The 20,572-nt window shown below is 39.1% G+C and carries 9 protein-coding genes and 2 rRNA genes; 7 read left to right on the plus strand and 4 right to left on the minus strand.

What is annotated here, in order from left to right:
- Positions 1-68 precede the first annotated feature (68 nt).
- Positions 69-2,949 (plus strand): 23S ribosomal RNA (locus LNQ34_RS13870).
- A 198-nt stretch (positions 2,950-3,147) separates the two neighbouring features.
- Positions 3,148-3,257, plus strand: a 5S ribosomal RNA gene (gene rrf, locus LNQ34_RS13875).
- Positions 3,258-4,869: 1,612 nt separating this feature from the next.
- Here rrf and LNQ34_RS13880 read toward each other — a convergent pair.
- Complete coding sequence (locus LNQ34_RS13880; RefSeq protein WP_230000592.1) at positions 4,870-5,892, minus strand: proline-specific peptidase family protein; 1,023 nt, start codon at positions 5,890-5,892, stop codon at positions 4,870-4,872.
- A gap of 260 nt (positions 5,893-6,152) precedes the next feature.
- Here LNQ34_RS13880 and LNQ34_RS13885 point away from each other — a divergent pair, with 260 nt between their 5' ends.
- Together LNQ34_RS13885 and LNQ34_RS13890 are read left to right on the plus strand one after the other, a co-directional pair.
- Complete coding sequence (locus LNQ34_RS13885) at positions 6,153-6,989, plus strand: helix-turn-helix domain-containing protein (RefSeq protein ID WP_230000161.1); 837 nt, start codon at positions 6,153-6,155, stop codon at positions 6,987-6,989.
- Between the two features lie 87 nt (positions 6,990-7,076).
- A complete protein-coding gene (locus LNQ34_RS13890) occupies positions 7,077-7,622 on the plus strand; it encodes a YbhB/YbcL family Raf kinase inhibitor-like protein (protein WP_230000162.1) in 546 nt (181 codons plus the stop codon).
- A gap of 79 nt (positions 7,623-7,701) precedes the next feature.
- Here the strand turns inward: LNQ34_RS13890 and LNQ34_RS13895 are convergent, their stop codons facing one another.
- From LNQ34_RS13895 to LNQ34_RS13905, 3 genes are all read right to left on the minus strand, one after another.
- Positions 7,702-7,998, minus strand: a complete 297-nt coding sequence (locus LNQ34_RS13895) for a hypothetical protein (RefSeq protein ID WP_230000163.1) — start codon at positions 7,996-7,998, stop codon at positions 7,702-7,704.
- On the minus strand, positions 7,998-8,150 hold the full coding sequence (locus LNQ34_RS13900) for a hypothetical protein (RefSeq protein WP_230000164.1): 153 nt from the start codon (positions 8,148-8,150) through the stop codon (positions 7,998-8,000). The genes LNQ34_RS13895 and LNQ34_RS13900 overlap by 1 nt, the downstream gene beginning before the upstream one ends.
- Before the next feature lie 354 nt (positions 8,151-8,504).
- Entirely contained in the window at positions 8,505-9,263 is a 759-nt protein-coding gene (locus LNQ34_RS13905) for a response regulator transcription factor (protein ID WP_202704511.1), read from the minus strand.
- A 253-nt stretch (positions 9,264-9,516) separates the two neighbouring features.
- Here LNQ34_RS13905 and LNQ34_RS13910 point away from each other — a divergent pair, with 253 nt between their 5' ends.
- The 3 genes from LNQ34_RS13910 (at position 9,517) to LNQ34_RS13920 (ending at position 20,508) form a co-directional block, all read left to right on the plus strand.
- The gene (locus tag LNQ34_RS13910; protein WP_230000165.1) at positions 9,517-10,203 is read left to right on the plus strand and encodes a hypothetical protein; all 687 of its coding nucleotides are present in this window, start codon (positions 9,517-9,519) and stop codon (positions 10,201-10,203) included.
- Between the two features lie 251 nt (positions 10,204-10,454).
- Positions 10,455-10,988 carry a UpxY family transcription antiterminator gene (locus tag LNQ34_RS13915; RefSeq protein ID WP_230000166.1) on the plus strand — a complete coding sequence of 178 codons (534 nt, stop codon included), beginning with the start codon at positions 10,455-10,457 and terminating at the stop codon, positions 10,986-10,988.
- A gap of 178 nt (positions 10,989-11,166) precedes the next feature.
- Entirely contained in the window at positions 11,167-20,508 is a 9,342-nt protein-coding gene (locus LNQ34_RS13920; protein WP_230000167.1) for a non-ribosomal peptide synthetase, read from the plus strand.
- Positions 20,509-20,572 lie beyond the last annotated feature (64 nt).

Raw genomic sequence — 20,572 nt, forward strand, 5'->3', positions numbered from 1 at the left:
GAAAGCGTTTTTTGTTATTCGTAACAAAAGACAAAGAAAAACGGTCTTGTTTTATAGCAAGATTGGTACAATAAGCAAAATAAGGGCGTATGGGGGATGCCTAGGCTCTCAGAGGCGAAGAAGGACGTGATAAGCTGCGAAAAGCTACGGGGACGAGCACACATCGATTGATCCGTAGATATCCGAATGGGGCAACCCACTATGTTGAAGACATAGTACACCGATAGGTGGGCAAACCCGCTGAACTGAAACATCTAAGTAGGCGGAGGAGAAGAAAACAAAAGTGATTCCGTAAGTAGTGGCGAGCGAACGCGGATTAGCCCAAACCAATGATGTTACGGCATTGTTGGGGTTGTAGGACCACGACATTTTATGTACAAGGAACCAGAATCGACTGGAAAGTCGAGCCATAGAGAGTGATAGCCTCGTATGGGTAACAAGTATAATAGATAGTGGTATCCTGAGTAGGGCGGGGCACGTGAAACCCTGTCTGAATTTGGCGGGACCATCCGCTAAGGCTAAATACTCCTGAGAGACCGATAGTGAACCAGTACCGTGAGGGAAAGGTGAAAAGAACCGTGAATAACGGAGTGAAATAGATCCTGAAACCATACGCTTACAAGCGGTCGGAGCCCTTTAGTGGGGTGACGGCGTGCCTTTTGCATAATGAGCCTACGAGTTAACGTTGCTGGCAAGGTTAAGTGATTAAGTCACGGATCCGTAGCGAAAGCGAGTCTGAATAGGGCGCTTTAGTCAGTAGTGTTAGACGCGAAACCGTGTGATCTACCCATGGGCAGGATGAAGCGCTGGTAACACAGTGTGGAGGTCCGAACCGGTTGACGTTGAAAAGTCTTCGGATGACCTGTGGGTAGGGGTGAAAGGCCAATCAAACTCGGAAATAGCTCGTACTCCCCGAAATGCATTTAGGTGCAGCGTTATTTTAGTTATATAGAGGTAGAGCTACTGATTGGATGCGGGGGCTTCACCGCCTACCAATTCCTGACAAACTCCGAATGCTATATAATGATTGATAACAGTGAGGGCTTGGGTGCTAAGGTCCAAGTCCGAGAGGGAAAGAACCCAGACCATCAGCTAAGGTCCCCAAATATATGCTAAGTTGAAAGAACGAGGTTTGTCTGCCCAGACAGCTAGGATGTTGGCTTGGAAGCAGCCATTCATTTAAAGAGTGCGTAACAGCTCACTAGTCGAGCGGACGAGCATGGATAATAATCGGGCATAAGCATATTACCGAAGCTATGGATTTTGTAGTAATACAAAGTGGTAGGGGAGCATTCTAACAGGGTTGAAGGTGTATCGTAAGGTATGCTGGACTGGTTAGAAAAGAAAATGTAGGCATAAGTAACGATAATGCGGGCGAGAAACCCGCACACCGAAAAACTAAGGTTTCCACAGCTATGCTAATCAGCTGTGGGTTAGTCTGGTCCTAAGGCGAACCCGAAAGGGACAGTCGATGGCCAACGGGTTAATATTCCCGTACTACTAATTACTGTGATGGGGTGACGGAGTGATGAAAGCGCCGCGAACTGACGGAATAGTTCGTTGAAGTACCTAGCTATATTCTCTATAGGCAAATCCGTAGAGAATGGTGAAATACGATAGTACTCGGAGTCTTCGGACAAAGAGATAGTGCGCCTAAGGGCTTCCAAGAAAAACCTCTAAACTTCAGGTAATTAGTACCAGTACCGTAAACCGACACAGGTAGTTGAGGAGAGAATCCTAAGGTGCTCGAGAGATTCATGGCTAAGGAATTAGGCAAAATAGACCCGTAACTTCGGGAGAAGGGTCGCCCCGAGTAATCGGGGCCGCAGTGAAGAGGTCCAGGCGACTGTTTATCAAAAACACAGGGCTCTGCAAAATCGTAAGATGAAGTATAGGGCCTGACACCTGCCCGGTGCTGGAAGGTTAAGAGGAGATGTTATCTTCGGAGAAGCATTGAATTGAAGCCCCAGTAAACGGCGGCCGTAACTATAACGGTCCTAAGGTAGCGAAATTCCTTGTCGGGTAAGTTCCGACCTGCACGAATGGTGTAACGATCTGGACACTGTCTCAGCCATGAGCTCGGTGAAATTGTAGTAACGGTGAAGATGCCGTTTACCCGCAGTGGGACGAAAAGACCCTGTGCACCTTTACTATAGCTTAGTATTGACCTTGGATAAATGATGTGTAGGATAGGTTGGAGACTGTGAAGTGGCGTCGCCAGGCGTTGTGGAGTCATTGTTGAAATACAACCCTTTGTTTATCTGAGGCCTAACTCTTCGATGAAGAGGACAGTGCTTGGTGGGTAGTTTGACTGGGGTGGTCGCCTCCAAAAGAGTAACGGAGGCTTCTAAAGGTTCCCTCAGTACGCTTGGTAACCGTGCGTAGAGTGCAATGGCATAAGGGAGCTTGACTGAGAGACATACAGGTCGATCAGGTACGAAAGTAGAGCATAGTGATCCGGTGGTTCCGCATGGAAGGGCCATCGCTCAAAGGATAAAAGGTACGCCGGGGATAACAGGCTGATCTCCCCCAAGAGCTCATATCGACGGGGGGGTTTGGCACCTCGATGTCGGCTCGTCACATCCTGGGGCTGGAGAAGGTCCCAAGGGTTGGGCTGTTCGCCCATTAAAGTGGCACGCGAGCTGGGTTCAGAACGTCGTGAGACAGTTCGGTCTCTATCTACTGTGGGCGTTAGAAATTTGAGTGGATCTGATTCTAGTACGAGAGGACCGAATTGGACAAACCTCTAGTGTATCTGTTGTCCCGCCAGGGGCACCGCAGAGTAGCTACGTTTGGAAGGGATAAGCGCTGAAAGCATATAAGCGCGAAACCCACCACAAGATGAGATTTCTTTTAAGGATCGTGGAAGATGACCACGTTGATAGGCTATAGATGTAAAGGCAGTAATGTCATAGTCGAGTAGTACTAATAATCCGTAAGCTTATGTACACCCTTTTCCCTCCGAGCAATCGGAGGGAGGAAACTTTCTCTCTTCGACTCCAGCTCAGAGCTGAGTGAAGTCTTATTTGTTTCTTTATCTCAGTATGTTAAAATATTGTCCGCACGCGGAAAGTGACTAGTGAAGAGTGACTAGTAAAGAGTCTAAGGACTAATTACTAAGGGCTAATAACTAATTACTAATGACCTTAAGGTGGTTATTGCGGCGGGGCTCACCTCTTCCCATCCCGAACAGAGAAGTTAAGCCCGCCTGCGCAGATGGTACTGCAGTTATGTGGGAGAGTATGTCGTCGCCTTTCTTTTAAGAACCCTATCCAAATCGGATAGGGTTTTTTGTTTTATAACGTTTTTTAAATCTTTGCGGTTAAAAAAAATTGTACGCGGATGATACGGATTCGCCAGGCGAAAACGCGGATTGGAACGGATTTTTTTTTGATTTGCAGAAATGAAAATTGCTTTTGCCCTTTCAGGGCGAAAATGACATTATTTTTATTTATTTCATGGTGCTTTGCGCCATGCTCTTGCTTTTCGGGCCTTCAGCCCTTTTTTCTTTGCGTAAACCTTCGCGCTGTTTGCGGTTAAAAAAAATAACACACGGATGATACGGATTCGCCAGGCGAAAACGCGGATTGAAACGGATTTTTTTTGATTTGCAGAAATGAAAATTGCTTTTGCCCTTTCAGGGCGATATTTGCTGTTTATTTTGGTTTATATATAGTGCTTTGCACCATGCTCTTTGCTTTTGGAGCTTTCAGCCCTTTTTCCTTGCGTGCTTTGCGTAAACCTTCGCGCTCTTTGCGGTTAAAAAAATAGTATGCGAACGATACGGATTGGCCAGGCGAAAACGCGGATCAGAACGGATTTTTTATGTATTAATTGTTAAGGGCCAGGTTGTTCCTTTTGAGATTAGGCTTTTGCTCTTTTAGAGCAATATTTGGCATAATACTTTTAAAGATTAATAAGGGCTGAAAGCCCGAAAAGCAGAGAGCATGGTGCAAAGCGCCATGAAATAAATAGAAATAACATCATTTTCGCCCTGAAAGGGCAGAAGCCTCGACATAAAGAGAGGAATTTCTATGATTTTGAACAGCATTTTCTGGAAAAGATCGATTTTTCGGTATTAAAAACTAGTAAGAATTGGTTTTCTTTTGCCTTTTCAGGGCGATATTTGCTGTTTATTTTGGTTTGTACATAGTGCTTTGCGCCTTTTCGGACTTTCAGCCCTTTTCCTTGCGTGCTTTGGGTAAACCTTCGCGTTCTTTGCGGTTAAAAAATAGCACACAGATGATACAACGGATTTTTATGTAGTAGTTGTTAAGGGCTAGGTTGTTCCTTTTGAGATTAGACTTTTACTCTTTTAGAGCAATATTTCGTATAATACTCTTAAATATTAATAAGGGCTGAAAGCCCGAAAAGCAGAAAGCATGGTGCGCAGCGCCATGAAATAAATAGAAATAACATCATTTTCGCCCTGAAAGGGCAGAAGCCTTGGCATAAAGAGAGGAATTTCTATGATTTTGAACATCATTTTCTGGAAAAGATTGATTTTTCTGTATTAAAAACTAGTAAGAATTGGTTTTCTTTTGCCCTTTCAGGGCGATAGTTGCTGTTCATTTTGGTTCATACGTAGTGCCTCGCATCATGCTCTTTGCTTTTCGGGCTTTCAGCCCTTTTTTCTTGTGTGCTTTGCGTAAATCTTCGCGCTCTTTGCGGTAAAAAACTTTAGTCCTTTTTTTCTTTAAATATTCTTTTTATCGTTGACAGCGTTAGGGATGGGAGCGATATCCTTTTGCGATGACCGTAGATTTAAAAAATCCCTGAAACTTCTATCGCAAAAGATTTAGCGGACAGCCCGACCCAAAGGGGAACGCCATAATAATTGTTATTTGCATTAGATTTGAATTTAGTTTGTTATTGGAAAACCTTGGTGTCGACATCGTTTATAAACTGAATTACTCCATTCATGAAGATTTTTTGATCGTCCCACATGGCGAGATGACTTCCGTTTGGGCAATAGAGATAACGTCCTTTTTTAACTAATTTGCTTTGTTCTTCCATAGCTTTTGGGTCCATTGTATCGTATTTTGCGCCAATCATTAAGGTTGGGATCGTAATTTCATGTAAGCGGTTTTTAATATCCCATTTGGCTAAACGACCACTGATGCCAAATTCACTCGGCCCCTGCATTAAGGTATAAATTTCACTATTGATATGCTTGCTGGCACGATTGAGTCCATCTGGCCATTCTTTTAGTCTGCATAGGTGTTTTTGATAAAAATTTGGAAGGAGTAATTCCATATATCGTGGGTTGCTGAAATCTTTTTTGGCTTCAAGGGCTCTGATTTCTGCCAGTACTTCTGGTTTCATTTGTTTTGAAAGTACTTCATCGGCATATTTTCCGTAATCTGGTGCACTGGCCATCATGTTGGATACGAGTAAACCTTTCATGTTTTGTTGATATTTCAGGGCGTATTCCATGGCTAAAATTCCACCCCATGAGTTTCCAAGGACGTAAAAATTGTTGTGATCGGCACCGATTGCTTTGCGTACTTGTTCTACTTCTTCTACAAAACGTTTTGTAGTCCATAAGCTGCTGTCTTTTGGTTGATCGCTATAGTAAGACCCTAACTGATCGTATTCATAAAACTCAAATCCTTCGCGTTGAAAGAATGTCTCAAAGCATTCCATGTACTCGTGAGTCATTGCGGGGCCTCCATGAAGTAACAGTATTTTTATTTTTGGATTGTTTCCAAAACGTTTTGTCCAAACTTTAAATTCTCCAACTGGGGTTTTTATAGGTATCATCCTGACGCCAGCTGATTCTACTTCTGACTCTTTATTGTAGGTAAAGTAGTTGGATAATGAATCGGTTTTAGATTCGTTTTTGCAAGAAATCAGCAGTAAAAAGACAAGAATGGCAATACTATAACGCATAATTTTGGAATTAGTGATTTTGAACATTCGTTTCTGATTAAAAATACGAATTTATTTTTGATTGGGCTCAAGGATAAATTGGTCATAAGATGGATTGAGAATTTATTAAAAAACTCTCAAATCATTAAAGGAATGAAAGTGTAGAAAAAGTTTATATTTACAGCTTGTTTGTAATTGCCGTAAGAATTCAAGTTTCCTATCAGCGAATCATGCTGAATTAGTTAACTGTACGATTAAAATTCAATGCTTTTTTTGTTATTATGAATGTACTAACACTTCCTGACGAGTTAAATTTTGATCAATCAAAATTGATCCACGTCTATGATTATACTAGTTCGAAAAGGATTTCTAAACAGCAGATTATTCTGAATCAGAATGTATTTAGTTTTTTAATAGAAGGGACAAAGGAAGTTGTTTTTGATAATTCGGCTGTATCGATCGATGCTTCAAAGTTTCTTATTATGAAATCGGGACATTGTTTAATGACGGAGAAGCTTTCGGATTTGTCTAACTATAGAAGTGTCGTTTTATTTTTTTCGAATGAGATTCTGCTGCGATTTATTAGAAAAATGGAATGGAGAAAGGGGGAAGTTGAAGAATGTAAGTCTGTCCGTGCTTTTGAATATGATGTGTTTCTTAAGCGGTTTGTAGATAGTTTGGTTGATATTTCAAAACTTTCGATTGAGATTAAAAGTAAGTTGCTGGAGGTTAAGTTTGAAGAGTTAATGCTTTATTTGGTGGGAATGTATGGTACAGAGTTTTTATATTCTTTAACAGTAAACAGTGATGATTCTTCGCAAAAATTTTTTCAGATTATTGAAAGCAGTCATCTTAGTAAATTGTCATTAAAAGAATTATCTTTTTTGTGTAATATGAGTGTTTCGACCTTTAAAAGGGAATTTGAAAAACATTATTCGGAATCACCCATTAAATGGTTTCAGCATAAAAGGCTTGAGTTTGCTCATTATTTACTTCATCAGGAGCAAAGAAGTCCTTCAGAAGTTTATTTTGAAGCAGGTTACGAAAGTTTATCAAGTTTTACTCAGGCTTATAAGTCAAAATATGGAGTGACACCAAAGCAGGCACAGAAAAAGTGAGCTTTTGGCTATAGTTTTTGAGCCTTTGTCTCCATTTACTTTTTATTTTCAGGGTTAAATTTGTTTAAAATCTTAAACCATAGAAGAATGAAAAAAGTAAATGCAATTTTGATAATGTCCTTAATTTTTACCACAACAATTTTCGGACAGAAGACTTTTACACTAACCAGTAAAGATTTGGGAGGTGAGCTGACTAAAACACAAGAGTTTAAAGGGTTCGGCTGTACTGGTGAGAATCAATCACCTCAACTGTTTTGGAAAAATGCGCCAGCCGGAACAAAAAGTTTCGCTGTGACGATGTATGATCCTGATGCACCAACGGGAAGTGGATTTTGGCATTGGATTGTATTTGATATTCCTTCAGATGTAAACGAACTGGTAACTAATGCGGGTGCTAAAGATAAATTTTCGATAAAAGGTGCTGTTCAAAGCATTACAGATTATGGAATAAAAGGATTTGGAGGCCCTTGTCCGCCGGAAGGACATGGATTTCATCAATATATCATTACTGTTTATGCTCTTAAAACGGATAAATTAGGACTTGATGAAAATACCAATCCGGCTATCGTAGGGTTTAATTTATGGAATCAGACTTTGGCAAAAGCAAGTATTGTTGCTTATTATAAGAGATAGTTATAAATTGATGTTGAAATTTTAAAGCAGGATGTTCTGAGCATCCTGCTTTTTTATTAAGCTTGTATTAGTTAATGATTTAGTTTGTCGTAACCGCGGTAAGTGATAATGATAATGGAATTTGTAATATCGGCACATAACTATCGGTTACGGAATAAGCTGTTAACATGAAAGCAAATGTTCCTGCATTGGTTTGCGGATTATTGGTTTGCATCCAGCTGGTTATTCCTTCTGTGATCATATCGGCCATATCTTTTCCATGATCGGCAACGGTCAGTGTGGTTGGAGTCACCAATACTACTGGCACATCTTTTAAGATCATTTGCTCCTGTGCTGTCAAAACGAACCATCCATAGCGGTGCAGCAGTGGTGTCACTATTTGCCTTTGGTGAGATTGGCTCCGGTCGCAGCTTTAAGTACGATGCCCGTGTTAGGCTGATTGATAAAGGCAGCTTCAAATTGCTCGGCAAAATAGGTCAGTGCCAGCATACCGTTTACACCGTTTTCTGATAGAGGCCGTATAAACACATAGAGACATAGGTTTTAAGAGATGTGAAAAGAGTAAAGAGTGAAGAGTGAAGAGTGAAGAGTGAAGAGTGAAGAGTGAAGAGTGAAGAGTGAAGAGTGAAGAGTGAAGAGTAAAGAGTAAAGAGTAAAGAGTAAAGCGTGTCTTATAGAAACACATTCTTCTATTATAATGCTTTGTGCTTTATTAAAAGTGAAACGTCTTAATTTCAGGTAGAAAAGCTATGTTTCTATGGGTTTAAACAATCGGCACAGTAAAAAAATCTGCTAATCCGAGGGATAGCGAACTGGCGAAGCAATCTGCGTGAAAAACACTCAACGCATAGAAACATAGTTTTTATAAGGAATAAAAGAATATTAAATCAGTTTATTACTGGTGGCATAAGCGATGGCCTCAGCAATATTTCCCACCCCCAGTTTGGTGAACAACTTTCTCTTGTGAAACTTAATGGTATCAGCCGATACAAACATACTTTCAGCCATGTTGGCAATGGTAAATCCCCTGATAGAATATTGCAAAACCTCCTTCTCACGGCTGGTCAGTTCTATCTTTTTCAGCACCTTCCAAAAGCCTCCCTCAAGGTCATAGCTGAAGATCTTATTTTCCCCTTTTTTATAAATTTTAATATTCCCCGACTGCAATTCAGAAGAAAGCGAGATAATACAAATCGATTTCCAGATTTTACCGTCATTGGTCAGGAAAACAGGAGTCAGTTTTTGATTCACCAAAAAAGTTTTTCCATTGGGATTTTTTAAGCGGAAGTCATAGGAAATGGTATGATTCAGGCGTTCTTCTACAGGAATGTTTTGATAAAAGTCAAAACCTATGGTATTGATCTTTAGTAATAAATCGAGATCTTCTTTGACTACATACTTAAAATAAAAGGCATATCCGAGTTCCTGAACCTCAGCCGGGGTGTGATCACACAAGAATAATGGATTTTCGGACACATACTCAAACCCCTTTTTTTCGTAATCAATAATATAAATACTGCTGTAAGTTGTTCTGGCAAATGCTTTGACCAGTTCTAAATAATCTCCCAGTCTGCCTTTTTCATCTTCAGAGATCTTTTGAACGGTGTTGTTTGAGGAAAAAAAGTCGTTTTCAATTACCATATTTTAATAGTTTTTTAACAGGTTGTGAATATAGGAAAAATTGGAGATATGATGTTAAAATAATTTTATTTCTATACGAATTTAACTTCATTTCAATAAAAATGATATTTGGTTTTTTGGCCGCTTTTTTTCTTCTTAAATTCGTTATCAAAAACTACACTTAAGGGGGGTTTTTGATTAAAATACTGTGAACTAGTATTTTGTGTAATAGGAAGCGTAAATTGTGGTGATAGTTTTGGAGAAAACAAATACTATGAAACTCGCCAAAAACCACCACACAGAAATGAATCAAAATGACATCTTCCGTATGTCAAAATTTGTAGTCACAGAAAACTTCAATCACCACTCTAATGAAGTTTTTCCAAGCCACTATCAAAAAGATATTGATGCCGTTTACAAAGAAGAAATGAACTTCCTTGAAAACTCCAAAATATTCGCATTCAAAAACGAACTGGGAGACTTTACCGGTACGATCAGAGTTCTAAAATGGGACTTCATTACCCCGCTTCCCATTCAAAAAATGTTTGGTATCAACCCTTTCTTATGTGCAGAAGGAGATGCCATCAATGAAATCTGGCACATTGGACGTTTTGCCATCAAAAAAGGTGTTCGTGATGTTAACCTTCTAAAAAAACTATTGGTTTGTGCCATTGCACCGGTTTGCAAACACGAAGACAATATGGCTTTTGCTGAAATCGATGCCAAATTACTTCGCGTGCTAACCCTAATGGGAATCAAAGCAAAAATTGTGGGCAAATCAATTGAATACCTGGGATCAGAAACCATTCCTGTATCGATGTCCTACAATGGTCTTATTACTTTCTATAACGAGAACAAACATTTGGTTACACCGGAAGATTTTGAGCTTTCGTCTGTAAACGATAAACTACCCAATAAGGTAGTATTTAAGGCTAACCAATTGAACTACACTTTGGTGTAGTAGAATTTGAAAACCTGTATTGTAAATTTACTTCAGTAAAAATAAGTAGTTGTATTAGCAGCTTTCAGATTTTTACAACACACTCGAAAGGAATCAAAAATTACCTTGAGAGTTCCAACAAAAACACGATTACCAAAATTACTTTCGAGTAAAAAAAGGTAAAGCTATTAAACCAAAAAACGTATCTAAAAAAAATAACCATGTGACTGGTAATAGCGCAGCTATGTCCGGTGACGAAAAAACCAAATAATATGGATCGAAAAAAAGGTTGGCATGTTCTTTACGTAAAGTACAGACATGAAAGTAAAGTTTACAAAGAGTTAATGGAGAAAAAATTAGAAGCTTTTTTACCTATGGCCACCAGTATTAGAAAATGGAGTGACCGAACCAAGAAAATTGAAATTCCATTATTTCCGAGTTATGTTTTTGTAAACATCAAATCCAATAAAGACTTTCATGATGCATTAAATGTAGAGAGCGGCTGTTCGTACTTGTCTTTCGGCAAAGAATATGGCAAAGTTTCCGAAGAAGAAATCGCTTATATCAGACTCTTCACCCAGGGGAAAGACATCACCGATGTTCAAGTCGAATCGGCACTGCCAAAAATAGGCGATAAACTTAAAATCGAGCATGGTGAACTATCAGGTTTGGAATGCGAAGTTTTCAGAGTCGACAATCAGCACAGAATCAGTGTACGATTAAGTTCATTACGCCAGAATATCTCGGCCATAATACCATTGTCGTATCTATCCAATCCAGCAGAAAACGTCTTTGCTAAGGCGTAGTTTTCAGACTCCTCATTTCCTTGTTCTTAAAGGAAAAATACCCTATAAATCTTATTATACTATCAATTTCCCTCTGTAGTGAAATATAGGGGGTGGTTGTTTTTATCCATACTACAAATCAAAATGGTACGATAACCTTACGTTTTCGGTATTTATTCAAATTATAAAAAGCAGACTTATGAAAAATAATGTCACAAATGTTCAGAAATATATCTGGCTTGATCAGATACTTGACAATGAATCACCAAAATACAATATTGGTGGTTATGCATTTATTAACGGAAGTGTTGATGTGGAGCGTTTTAAAACAGCATTCAATATTCTGATTAAAGAGAACGATATTTTTTCTTTTGTTTTTGAAGAAAAGAGTGGTTTTCCTGCATATACACTTCAGGAAACAAACAGTGATTTGGCATTAACCTGCATAGAAGAGTCAGATGAATCCAAAGCGATTCAAAGGATAGAGAAAGATTTTATAGTGCCTTTTGATATAGAAAAAGATAAACAGCTTTATAAAATGTGGCTGATTCAAACAGCTCCTGAAACGTATATCTGGTATTCGAAACTTCATCACATTATAGCAGATGGATTTTCGTTTCAGTTGTTGTTCAATAAAGTGAAAAGAATCTATGAACAATTAGGTACCGCTGTTGTATATGATGAGTTATGTATCGAGAAAAACAAAATGTCGTACGAGTCTTTTATAGCATTAGACAATGCTTACAGAGCTTCAGATGATTTTTCGAATGACAGAAAATTTTGGTTAGGCCGTTATGAAAATTTACCTTCTTTGATTTATACCGGTACTAATAAATCGGCAAGTCACAGTAATATTGAAATGGCACTTACCGAAGCAGAAAATGAAGCTTTATGGGCATTCGTAAAAGCAGAAAGATTAAGCATTTTTCATTTGTTAATCGGGTGTTTCTCTATCGTATTGTCTAAATATTACAACAGAGAAGAAATTAATTTAGGGATGCCTATTTTAAACCGAAAAAATGCTGCAGAAAAAAATACATTTGGGCCATTTCTTAGCATGTTGCCATTAAAACTTTCTTTGGAAACAACAGCAACCGTAAGTGATTTTATCAAAGAGATTAAAAGCACGCTTTTTATGTGCTACAGACATCAGCGTTTTCAGCAGGCCGACATCCTGCGAAATCTGCCACAGGAAACTTCAAAGCTTTATGATGTACGATTGTCGTACGAGCGCATGCAATACGAATCTGAATTTTCGGGTCATAAAGCGAGTATACACCCATTGTCTAACGACAGTGAAGAAGATCCTATTTCTATTCACGTTTTTGAAGGGATCAAGGGAGATCTTAGTTTTAGATTTGATATCAATGAAAAATATGTGTCAAAATTTGAAGCCAATCAGCTCATTGCTTCTTTCAGAAAAGTATTGACAGAATTACAGGATACCAATCATATTGCTATAGCCGAGATTGAAATTTCGAGTAAAGAACAGTTAGAAGAAATACAAGTGATTTCAAAAGGACCAGTTGTAAAAAGGCCGGAACAGACTTTTTTAAATCTTTGGAATGCTGCTGTAGCGGGCTATAGTTCAAAAACAGCGGTTTCTTGTCAAACTAATTTTTTAACTTATGAAACCCTTAATGCACGTGCTAATAGCATAGCTTCCTATTTACAATCCAGCGGCGTTAAAAAAGGAGATAAGGTAGGGGTGATGCTTTCGAGATCTGAAAAAAGTATTATTGGAATTTTGGCAGCCTTAAAAACGGGAGCTGTTTATGTACCTATTGATAATGCCTATCCGGAGGAAAGAAAACACTATATTATAAAAGATGCCGGCTTAGGTTTTATCTTAACAGATTCATTTTCCAATTCTATTTCAGAAGAGAGAGAATACAATATAGATCGTATTCTGGAAGAGCATAAAATAGCGGAAAACTATATTCCTGTTGCTTTGAAACCTGAAGATGAGGCTTATATTATTTATACTTCCGGTTCAACAGGAGACGCTAAAGGTGTTGTTATCAATCACGCTTCTTTATACGATTATGTGCTTACATTCGGTACTTACTTTAATCTTACTGAAGAAGATATTGTATTACAGCAGGCTTCTACTGCTTTTGATACTTCTGTAGAAGAAATTTTCCCGATTTTATCGGTAGGAGGGAATTTAGTGATTGCTACTGATACAAAAGATTTTAATGAATTATTGAGAGACTGCGAGCGTTTTGGAATTACTTTGTTGAGTACGAATCCATTTGTGCTTCAATACCTTAATGACAACCATAAAAATTACAATTTTAATTTTAAAACCATTATTAGCGGAGGCGATACGTTAAAACCACACCAGGTAGATCAGCTTACAGCGAGTTATGATATCTACAATACCTATGGTCCTACAGAAAGTACAGTATGTGCGACCTATTATAAAGTGAATGAAACAGACACTTCATTTCCTATCGGGAAACCAATTACCAATAGAGGAGTATACCTGTTAGACGGAACAAAAATATTACCAAAAGGTGCCATTGGAGAAATTGGACTTTCCGGTTTAGGTTTGGCCGTTTCTTATCTCAATAAAAAAGAATTGACAGCTAATGCCTTTATCAACATAAATGGAGAGCGTATCTACAAAACCGGAGATTTAGGAAAGTGGAGCATAGACAATAATTTAATTTTTTATGGCAGAAAAGACAGTCAGCTTAGTTACAAAGGATATCGTATTGAAGTAGGAGAAATAGAACAGGCCATACAAAAAGTAAATGCATACGTGGTAGACAGTTATGTGTGTATTAACGAAGTTGGAGGAATGCCTATTTTGATTGCCTATTTAGTAGCAAACGAGTCTTTTATCAATATATCTTCTTTAGTAATTGATTTAAAAGCTCATTTGCCGGAATTTATGATTCCGACGCATTTTGTAATCTTAGATGCTATTCCTTTAATTCCTAACGGAAAAATTGATATTAAGAGTTTACCGGAACCTAAAACCGTAAATATTGCAGAAGCTGTTCAATTGCCGGTAACACCCGAAGAAAAAGAGATCGCCTCAATTTGGCAGGAATTATTACGTCTGGATCAGGTTGATGTAAACGTGAGTTTTTTCGAATTGGGAGGCCACTCTTTATTGGCCAATCAGTTTATTAGTAGTTTACGTGATCAAAAAGGAATTGAATTGTCGTTAAGGGATTTTTACAAATCTCCTACCATCAAAGAAATCAGTGAACTGGTTCCTACTTTAAACAAAAAAGAAGTTCAAAATATTAAAGCTCCTGAGCAGGAGTTGTACCCGTTGTCTTTTTCACAAGAAAGATTATGGTTTTTAAATCAGCTGAATACTGCCGATACTTCTTATCACGTATCAAGAGCCATGAAATTAAAAGGTTTTGTTGAGGTTGCCGCACTCGAAGAAACGTTTGCAAAACTGATCAAAAAACATGAGATTTTAAGAACTGTTTTTGTGAATCAGGAAGGGAAGCCTTATCAAAAAATACTGCCTCCATTTGAATATACCATTCCGGTTATCGATTATACCGGAATAAAAAATAAGGAAAATAAAGAGAAAGTAATTGCCGATAGTCTGGAAAGAATAGAGAGCCGTGCTTTTGAAATTGAAGAAGGACCGCTTTTTAGAATAGAACTATTAAAGTTCTCCGATCAGGAAAGTGTCCTTGTATTTTGTGAGCATCACTTAATTTTAGACGGATGGACGCAGGGAATCTTGTTTAGAGATTTCGTTGATATTTATAATGAATTAAAAAGAGACCCTGATTTTGAGGCGGAGAAGCCTGAAGTTACTTTTAAAGATTATGCTTATTGGGAAAGAAATAGTCTGAACGAAAGTGTTATCAGTGAAAAATTGGATTATTGGGAAAACAAATTTGAAGGTTTTTCTAACGGATTGTTGTTGCCTTTAGATTTTGAAAGAGAGGAAACTACTGTGAAAAAAGGCGGTACGATAGAACATGTATTCTCATTGGATTTTTCCGAAAAACTGCGTCAGTTTTCCGAAAAACAAGACGTATCATTATTTATCACAATGCTCGCAGCCTTTAAAATAGTACTGCATAAATTTAGCAATCAAACCGATATTTCTGTAGGGACAGCTGTTGCCAACAGACGTTATAAAGAATTCCAGGAAGTTTTAGGTATGATTGTAAATACGATTGCATTACGTACTACGTTTAGCAATGAAAATTCCTTAGCAGAGGTACTTAACGAGGTGAAAGAAACTTGCCTGGATGCTTATTCTTATGATGATACCCCTTTTGGAAAAGTAGTAGAAAGAATAAATCCGGAAAGGAGTTTAAATCTGCATCCGTTATTTCAATACATGTTTAGTTTTGTGAACGTTCCGGTACAAAGTATGTCTTTGCTGGATGCGGACATCGAAATTTTGAACGGGCACAATAAAACATCACGATTTGATATTAGTGTTGTTGTCAATACCGTATACGAACAAATCGATTCTTTAACAGATAATAAACCGGACAGAAGAATTTCGGTAGAATGGGATTACAATGCAGGGATCTTTAAGTATGCCACAATGAAACGTGTCCTGAAAGCATACCTTAAAGTTTTAGAAGCTCTTGTTGAAAACCCTGCGCAATCACTGTCCAGTCTGGATTACATTTCAAGCTCAGAGAAAACGATCCTTTTGGAAGATTTTAGTACTTCAAAAACAGCAGCAACAGTAGAAGCTACAGCCGTTGAAATGTTTGAGCAGCAAGTCGGGAAAAACCCTGATGCCGTTGCAGTAGTTTTCGAAAACAGATCGTTGACTTACAGAGAACTCGACGCGATTTCCAATCAGCTGGCGCATTATTTATTGAATCATTATGACATAAAAACAGAGGACCTGATCGCTGTAAAATTAGAGCGCAGCGAGTGGATTTACACCTCACTTTTGGCCGTATTGAAAACCGGCGGTGTTTATGTTCCTATAGATCCGGGTTATCCGGAGCAGAGAATTGCTTATATCGAGCAAGACAGTACATGTAAAGTTGTTATTGACGAGAAGTTATTGGCGAATTTCATATCGAGTCAGGACAATTATCCAACCACATTACCTGTGATTTCTTTGACTCCGGAGAACCTTATGTATGTCATTTATACCTCAGGCTCTACAGGACAGCCCAAAGGAGTAATGATCAATCACAAAAGTTTAGTAAACTACATCCTAAATCAAAAAGAAGAATTCGGGTTTGATGCGTCCGATCGTATCGTACAATTCTCCAACAACGCTTTTGATGCGTCGATGGAACAGATCTTTTTGGCTTTGCTTAGCGGAGCCACCCTGATTGGTGCTCCAAAAGAGCGTATCATTGATCCGACCGACTTTATAAACTTATTAAACGAACACAGTGTAACCCACCTGCATGCCACACCGGGTTATTTGTCACATTTAGAGCAGCTTTCCACTTGCAAGACCCTAAAAAGAATTGTTGCGGCAGGAGAAGTATGCCCAAAAAATCTGGCTGAAAAAATGGTCAAAATAGCCGACTTCTACAACAAGTACGGCCCAACAGAAGCTACCATTAGCGCTGTGATGGGAAGAGTAGAACAAAGCGATCTGCAAAGAAACCTCATTTCAATTGGCAAACCTTTAAAAGACAGTCAGATCTATATCTTATCCGATAACCTGGCGCTACAGCCCATTGGTGTATTTGGAGAACTCTGCATCTCCGGAAGCAGCCTGTCCAGAGGATACCTGAACAACCCTGAACTTACCGAAGAGAAATTCATCGCTCATCCTTTTATTGCAGGAGCCAGACTCTACAAGACAGGCGATCTGGGCCGATGGCTACCGGATGGCAGCATCGAACTTACCGGTAGAAAAGACCAGCAGGTAAAAGTAAGAGGCCACCGAATAGAACTCGGTGAAATCGAACACGCACTATTGTCACAAGACAGTATCAGTCAGTGTGTGGTAACCGTACAAGACATAGAGACAGAACCCGCAATAGTAGCCTATGTGGTGGGAGAAAAAGAACTTGACAAACAAGAACTTCGTGTGCAATTGAGTCAATATTTACCGGATTATATGCTTCCGGGGTATTATGTACAATTAGACGCCATAGCATTAACCTCCCACGGTAAAGTGGATCTGAAAGCATTGCCTAGAGTGGATGTAAACGATAAGATTCAGCAGGAATATACCGCTCCGGTGACAACCCTAGAGAAACAATTAGTTGCAATCTGGGAAGAAATACTGGGCATAAAAACCATTGGAACTACAGACAACTTCTTTGAATTGGGCGGACACAGTCTGAAAGTAATTTTGGTAGCCAACAAAATCAACCGACAATTAGGCTATCAGATCAGTGTGAAAGACGTCTTTTTGAACCCAACCATCTCAGGAATTATTAGTAAACTTGAAACTGCAGCTTACACTGCTATCCCTAAAACCGAAGAACAATCCAATTATGTTTTGACCTCTTCTCAGCACCGACTATGGATACTGAGTCAGTTTGAAGGTGGGAATCAGGCCTACAACATTCCCGGTTCGTTTGAACTCGAAGGAAATTTAAATGTAGCATACCTAAACCAGGCTTTTAAAACCGTTATTAACCGACATGAAATTTTAAGAACTTCTTTCAAACGAAATGAAGAAGGAGAAGTGCGTCAATTCATCATTGATCCTTCAGACATAGACTTTAAAATTGATTATGCCGATTTCACTACAGTTGAAAACCAGCAGCTGGCAGTAGAAAAAAGAGCAGAGCAGTACGCTCAGCATCCATTTGATTTGGCACAGGCACCTTTGGTAAACGCACAGCTTGTAAAATTATCAGAAAACAAACATCTGTTACTTTTCAATATGCATCATATTATTAGTGATGGCTGGTCGATGGGAATTTTAAGCCAGGAACTTATCACGATTTACGATCATTTAACTCAAAATAAAAGCATCAGTCTTCCAGAGCTCAGCATACAATATAAAGACTATGCCACCTGGATGCGAAGTGAAGAACAAATCACCAAACAAAAGAAATCAGAAGCCTATTGGCTGGAGATCTTTGGCGGTAATCTTCCGGTACTGGAGTTACCGACAGACAAAATGAGGCCAAAAATGAAGACCTATGCCGGAGATTCCATCACCCACAATTTCAGCAAAGAAGCAAGTGTTAAGCTGAAAACATTCTCAGAGCAGCACAACAGCAGCCTCTTTATGACCCTGATGGCAGGAATCAACGGATTACTCTCAAGATACACCAACACCAGAGATCTTATTCTAGGGACACCAATTGCGGGAAGAGAACACAGTGATCTGGAAAATCAAATAGGACTTTATCTCAACACCCTGGCCATTCGAACCCGTTTTGAAGAAACAGCAGATTTTGAAACCCTGCTGCAAATACAAAAAGAAACCCTGCTCGATGCCTATTCCCATCAGGAATATCCGCTGGACAATCTGGTAGAACAACTAGGTTTAGGACGTGATACAAGCCGCTCAGCACTCTTTGATGTGCTGGTAGTTTTACAAAATCAGCAGGATTTATTTGCTTCAAATGCAGAACAAATAGAAAGTTTAACCTTAAAACCTTATAAAGCCAATCCAAGAAAAGTCAGTCAATTTGATTTAAGCTTCATCTTCTCAGAAAAAGAAGAACAGTTGAGTTTACACATCGAATACAATACCGACATTTATCAGCCGGAATTTGTAGCCCGTTTAGCCAATCATTTAGATACTTTTTTAACCAAAGCCCTCCAAAATCCGGAGCAAAAAGTAGCCACACTCAACTATTTGAGCCAAGCCGAGACCACACAATTGCTGCAGGATTTTAACGACACAGCAGTAGAGTATCCTAAGGATCACACTATAGTTGATTTATTTGTCAGTCAGGCGAAGAAAACTCCGGAACAGTTTGCTCTGGTGACCGATAGAAAAAGCTTCACCTACAAAGAACTCGATGAGATTTCTAACGAACTCTCACACTACCTGTTAAGCAATTACAACTTAGCCGTAGAAGATTTAGTAGGTGTAAAACTCGGCCGTAGCGAGTGGCTCCCTATTGCCTTATTGGCTGTTTTAAAATCAGGATGTGCTTACGTTCCAATCGATCCGAACTATCCGGCACAAAGAATTGAGTACATCGAACAAGACAGTAAATGCAAAATAACCATAGACGATAGCTTTATCGCAAGTTTTAAACAAGCAGAATCCATATCAAAATCATTGCCGCAGATCACTTTTAGTGCACAGCAGTTGGCCTATATCATTTACACCTCTGGTTCCACAGGAAAACCAAAAGGAGTTATGATCACCCATCAGAATGCGGTAGCCATGTTATGCTGGTCGCAAAGAGAATTTAGCGATACCGATTTTGATACCTTATACGCCGTAACTTCACATTGTTTTGACTTGTCTGTTTACGAATTTTTCTATCCGTTAAGCATTGGAAAACAAATCCGTTTACTGGCCAATGGATTATCGATAGGAGATTATATTCACAGCGACAAAAATGTACTGATCAATACGGTTCCATCGGTGATCCATACTCTGATCGAAAAAGGAACCACCTTTGAGAATGCCGTTGGAATCAACCTTGCCGGAGAAGCCTTTCCGGTAAGTATTGCCAACTGTTTTACCAATTCAGGCATTGCTATTAGAAACCTTTACGGACCTTCGGAAGACACCACCTACAGTAGTTATTACCGAGTAGAAGGCACTTACGAAAGCTCGGTACCTATTGGAAAAGCCTTAGACAACACCCAGTTTTATGTACTCTCAGAAGAGCTGGCATTACAGCCTGTGGGGGTAATTGGAGAAATCTGTATCTCAGGTGACGGTTTGTCCAGAGGGTATTTGTACCAACCGGAACTCACCACAGAGAAGTTTATAGAGAACCCTTTCAAAGAAGACAGCAAACTCTATAAAACAGGCGATTTGGGCAAATGGTTACCTGATGGCACCATCGCTTACATTGGTCGAAAAGACAGTCAGGTGAAGATCAGAGGACATCGTATTGAACTCGGAGAAATCGAGCAGGTATTGCAGTCTCAGGAAGAGATCGATCAGTGTGTGGTCCTCACGGCAACTGTAAATGGCGATCCGGTGATTGTAAGTTACTTGGTAAGCACCGCAACTATTGATAAACAACAGCTTCGTCAGTCACTTTCGAGAGAACTGCCGGAATATATGTTGCCGAGTTTTTATGTGTTCTTGGATAAATTTCCACTAACACCCAACGGTAAGATCGATAAAAAAGCCTTGCCTCCGGTAAGTACAGAGGATGTTATCCAACAGGAATACATCGCACCGACCAATGAAATAGAGGAGAAACTGGCAGCGATATGGCAGGACATTCTAAAACTGGAGAAAATAGGCATTACCGATAATTTCTTTGAATTAGGAGGAAACAGTTTAAAAGCTACCGTTCTAATCAACAGAATCAACAAGGCCTTTGATACGAGATTTTCTATTGAGGATTTGTACAAAACCCAGAGTATTATAGGAGTTTCTAAGAAATTAAGCTTTATAATTTTCCAGAATCAGCTAGCAGTAGAAACCGCTAATGATTTGGATGAGGTATTGATCTAATTTGTTGTGTTGAATAATAACTACAACAAAGAACGAACAAGAAATCTGCAAGATCTGCGGAATC

It is taken from the genome of Flavobacterium lipolyticum, assembly GCF_020905335.1.
GTDB classification, from domain to species: Bacteria; Bacteroidota; Bacteroidia; order Flavobacteriales; family Flavobacteriaceae; genus Flavobacterium; species Flavobacterium lipolyticum.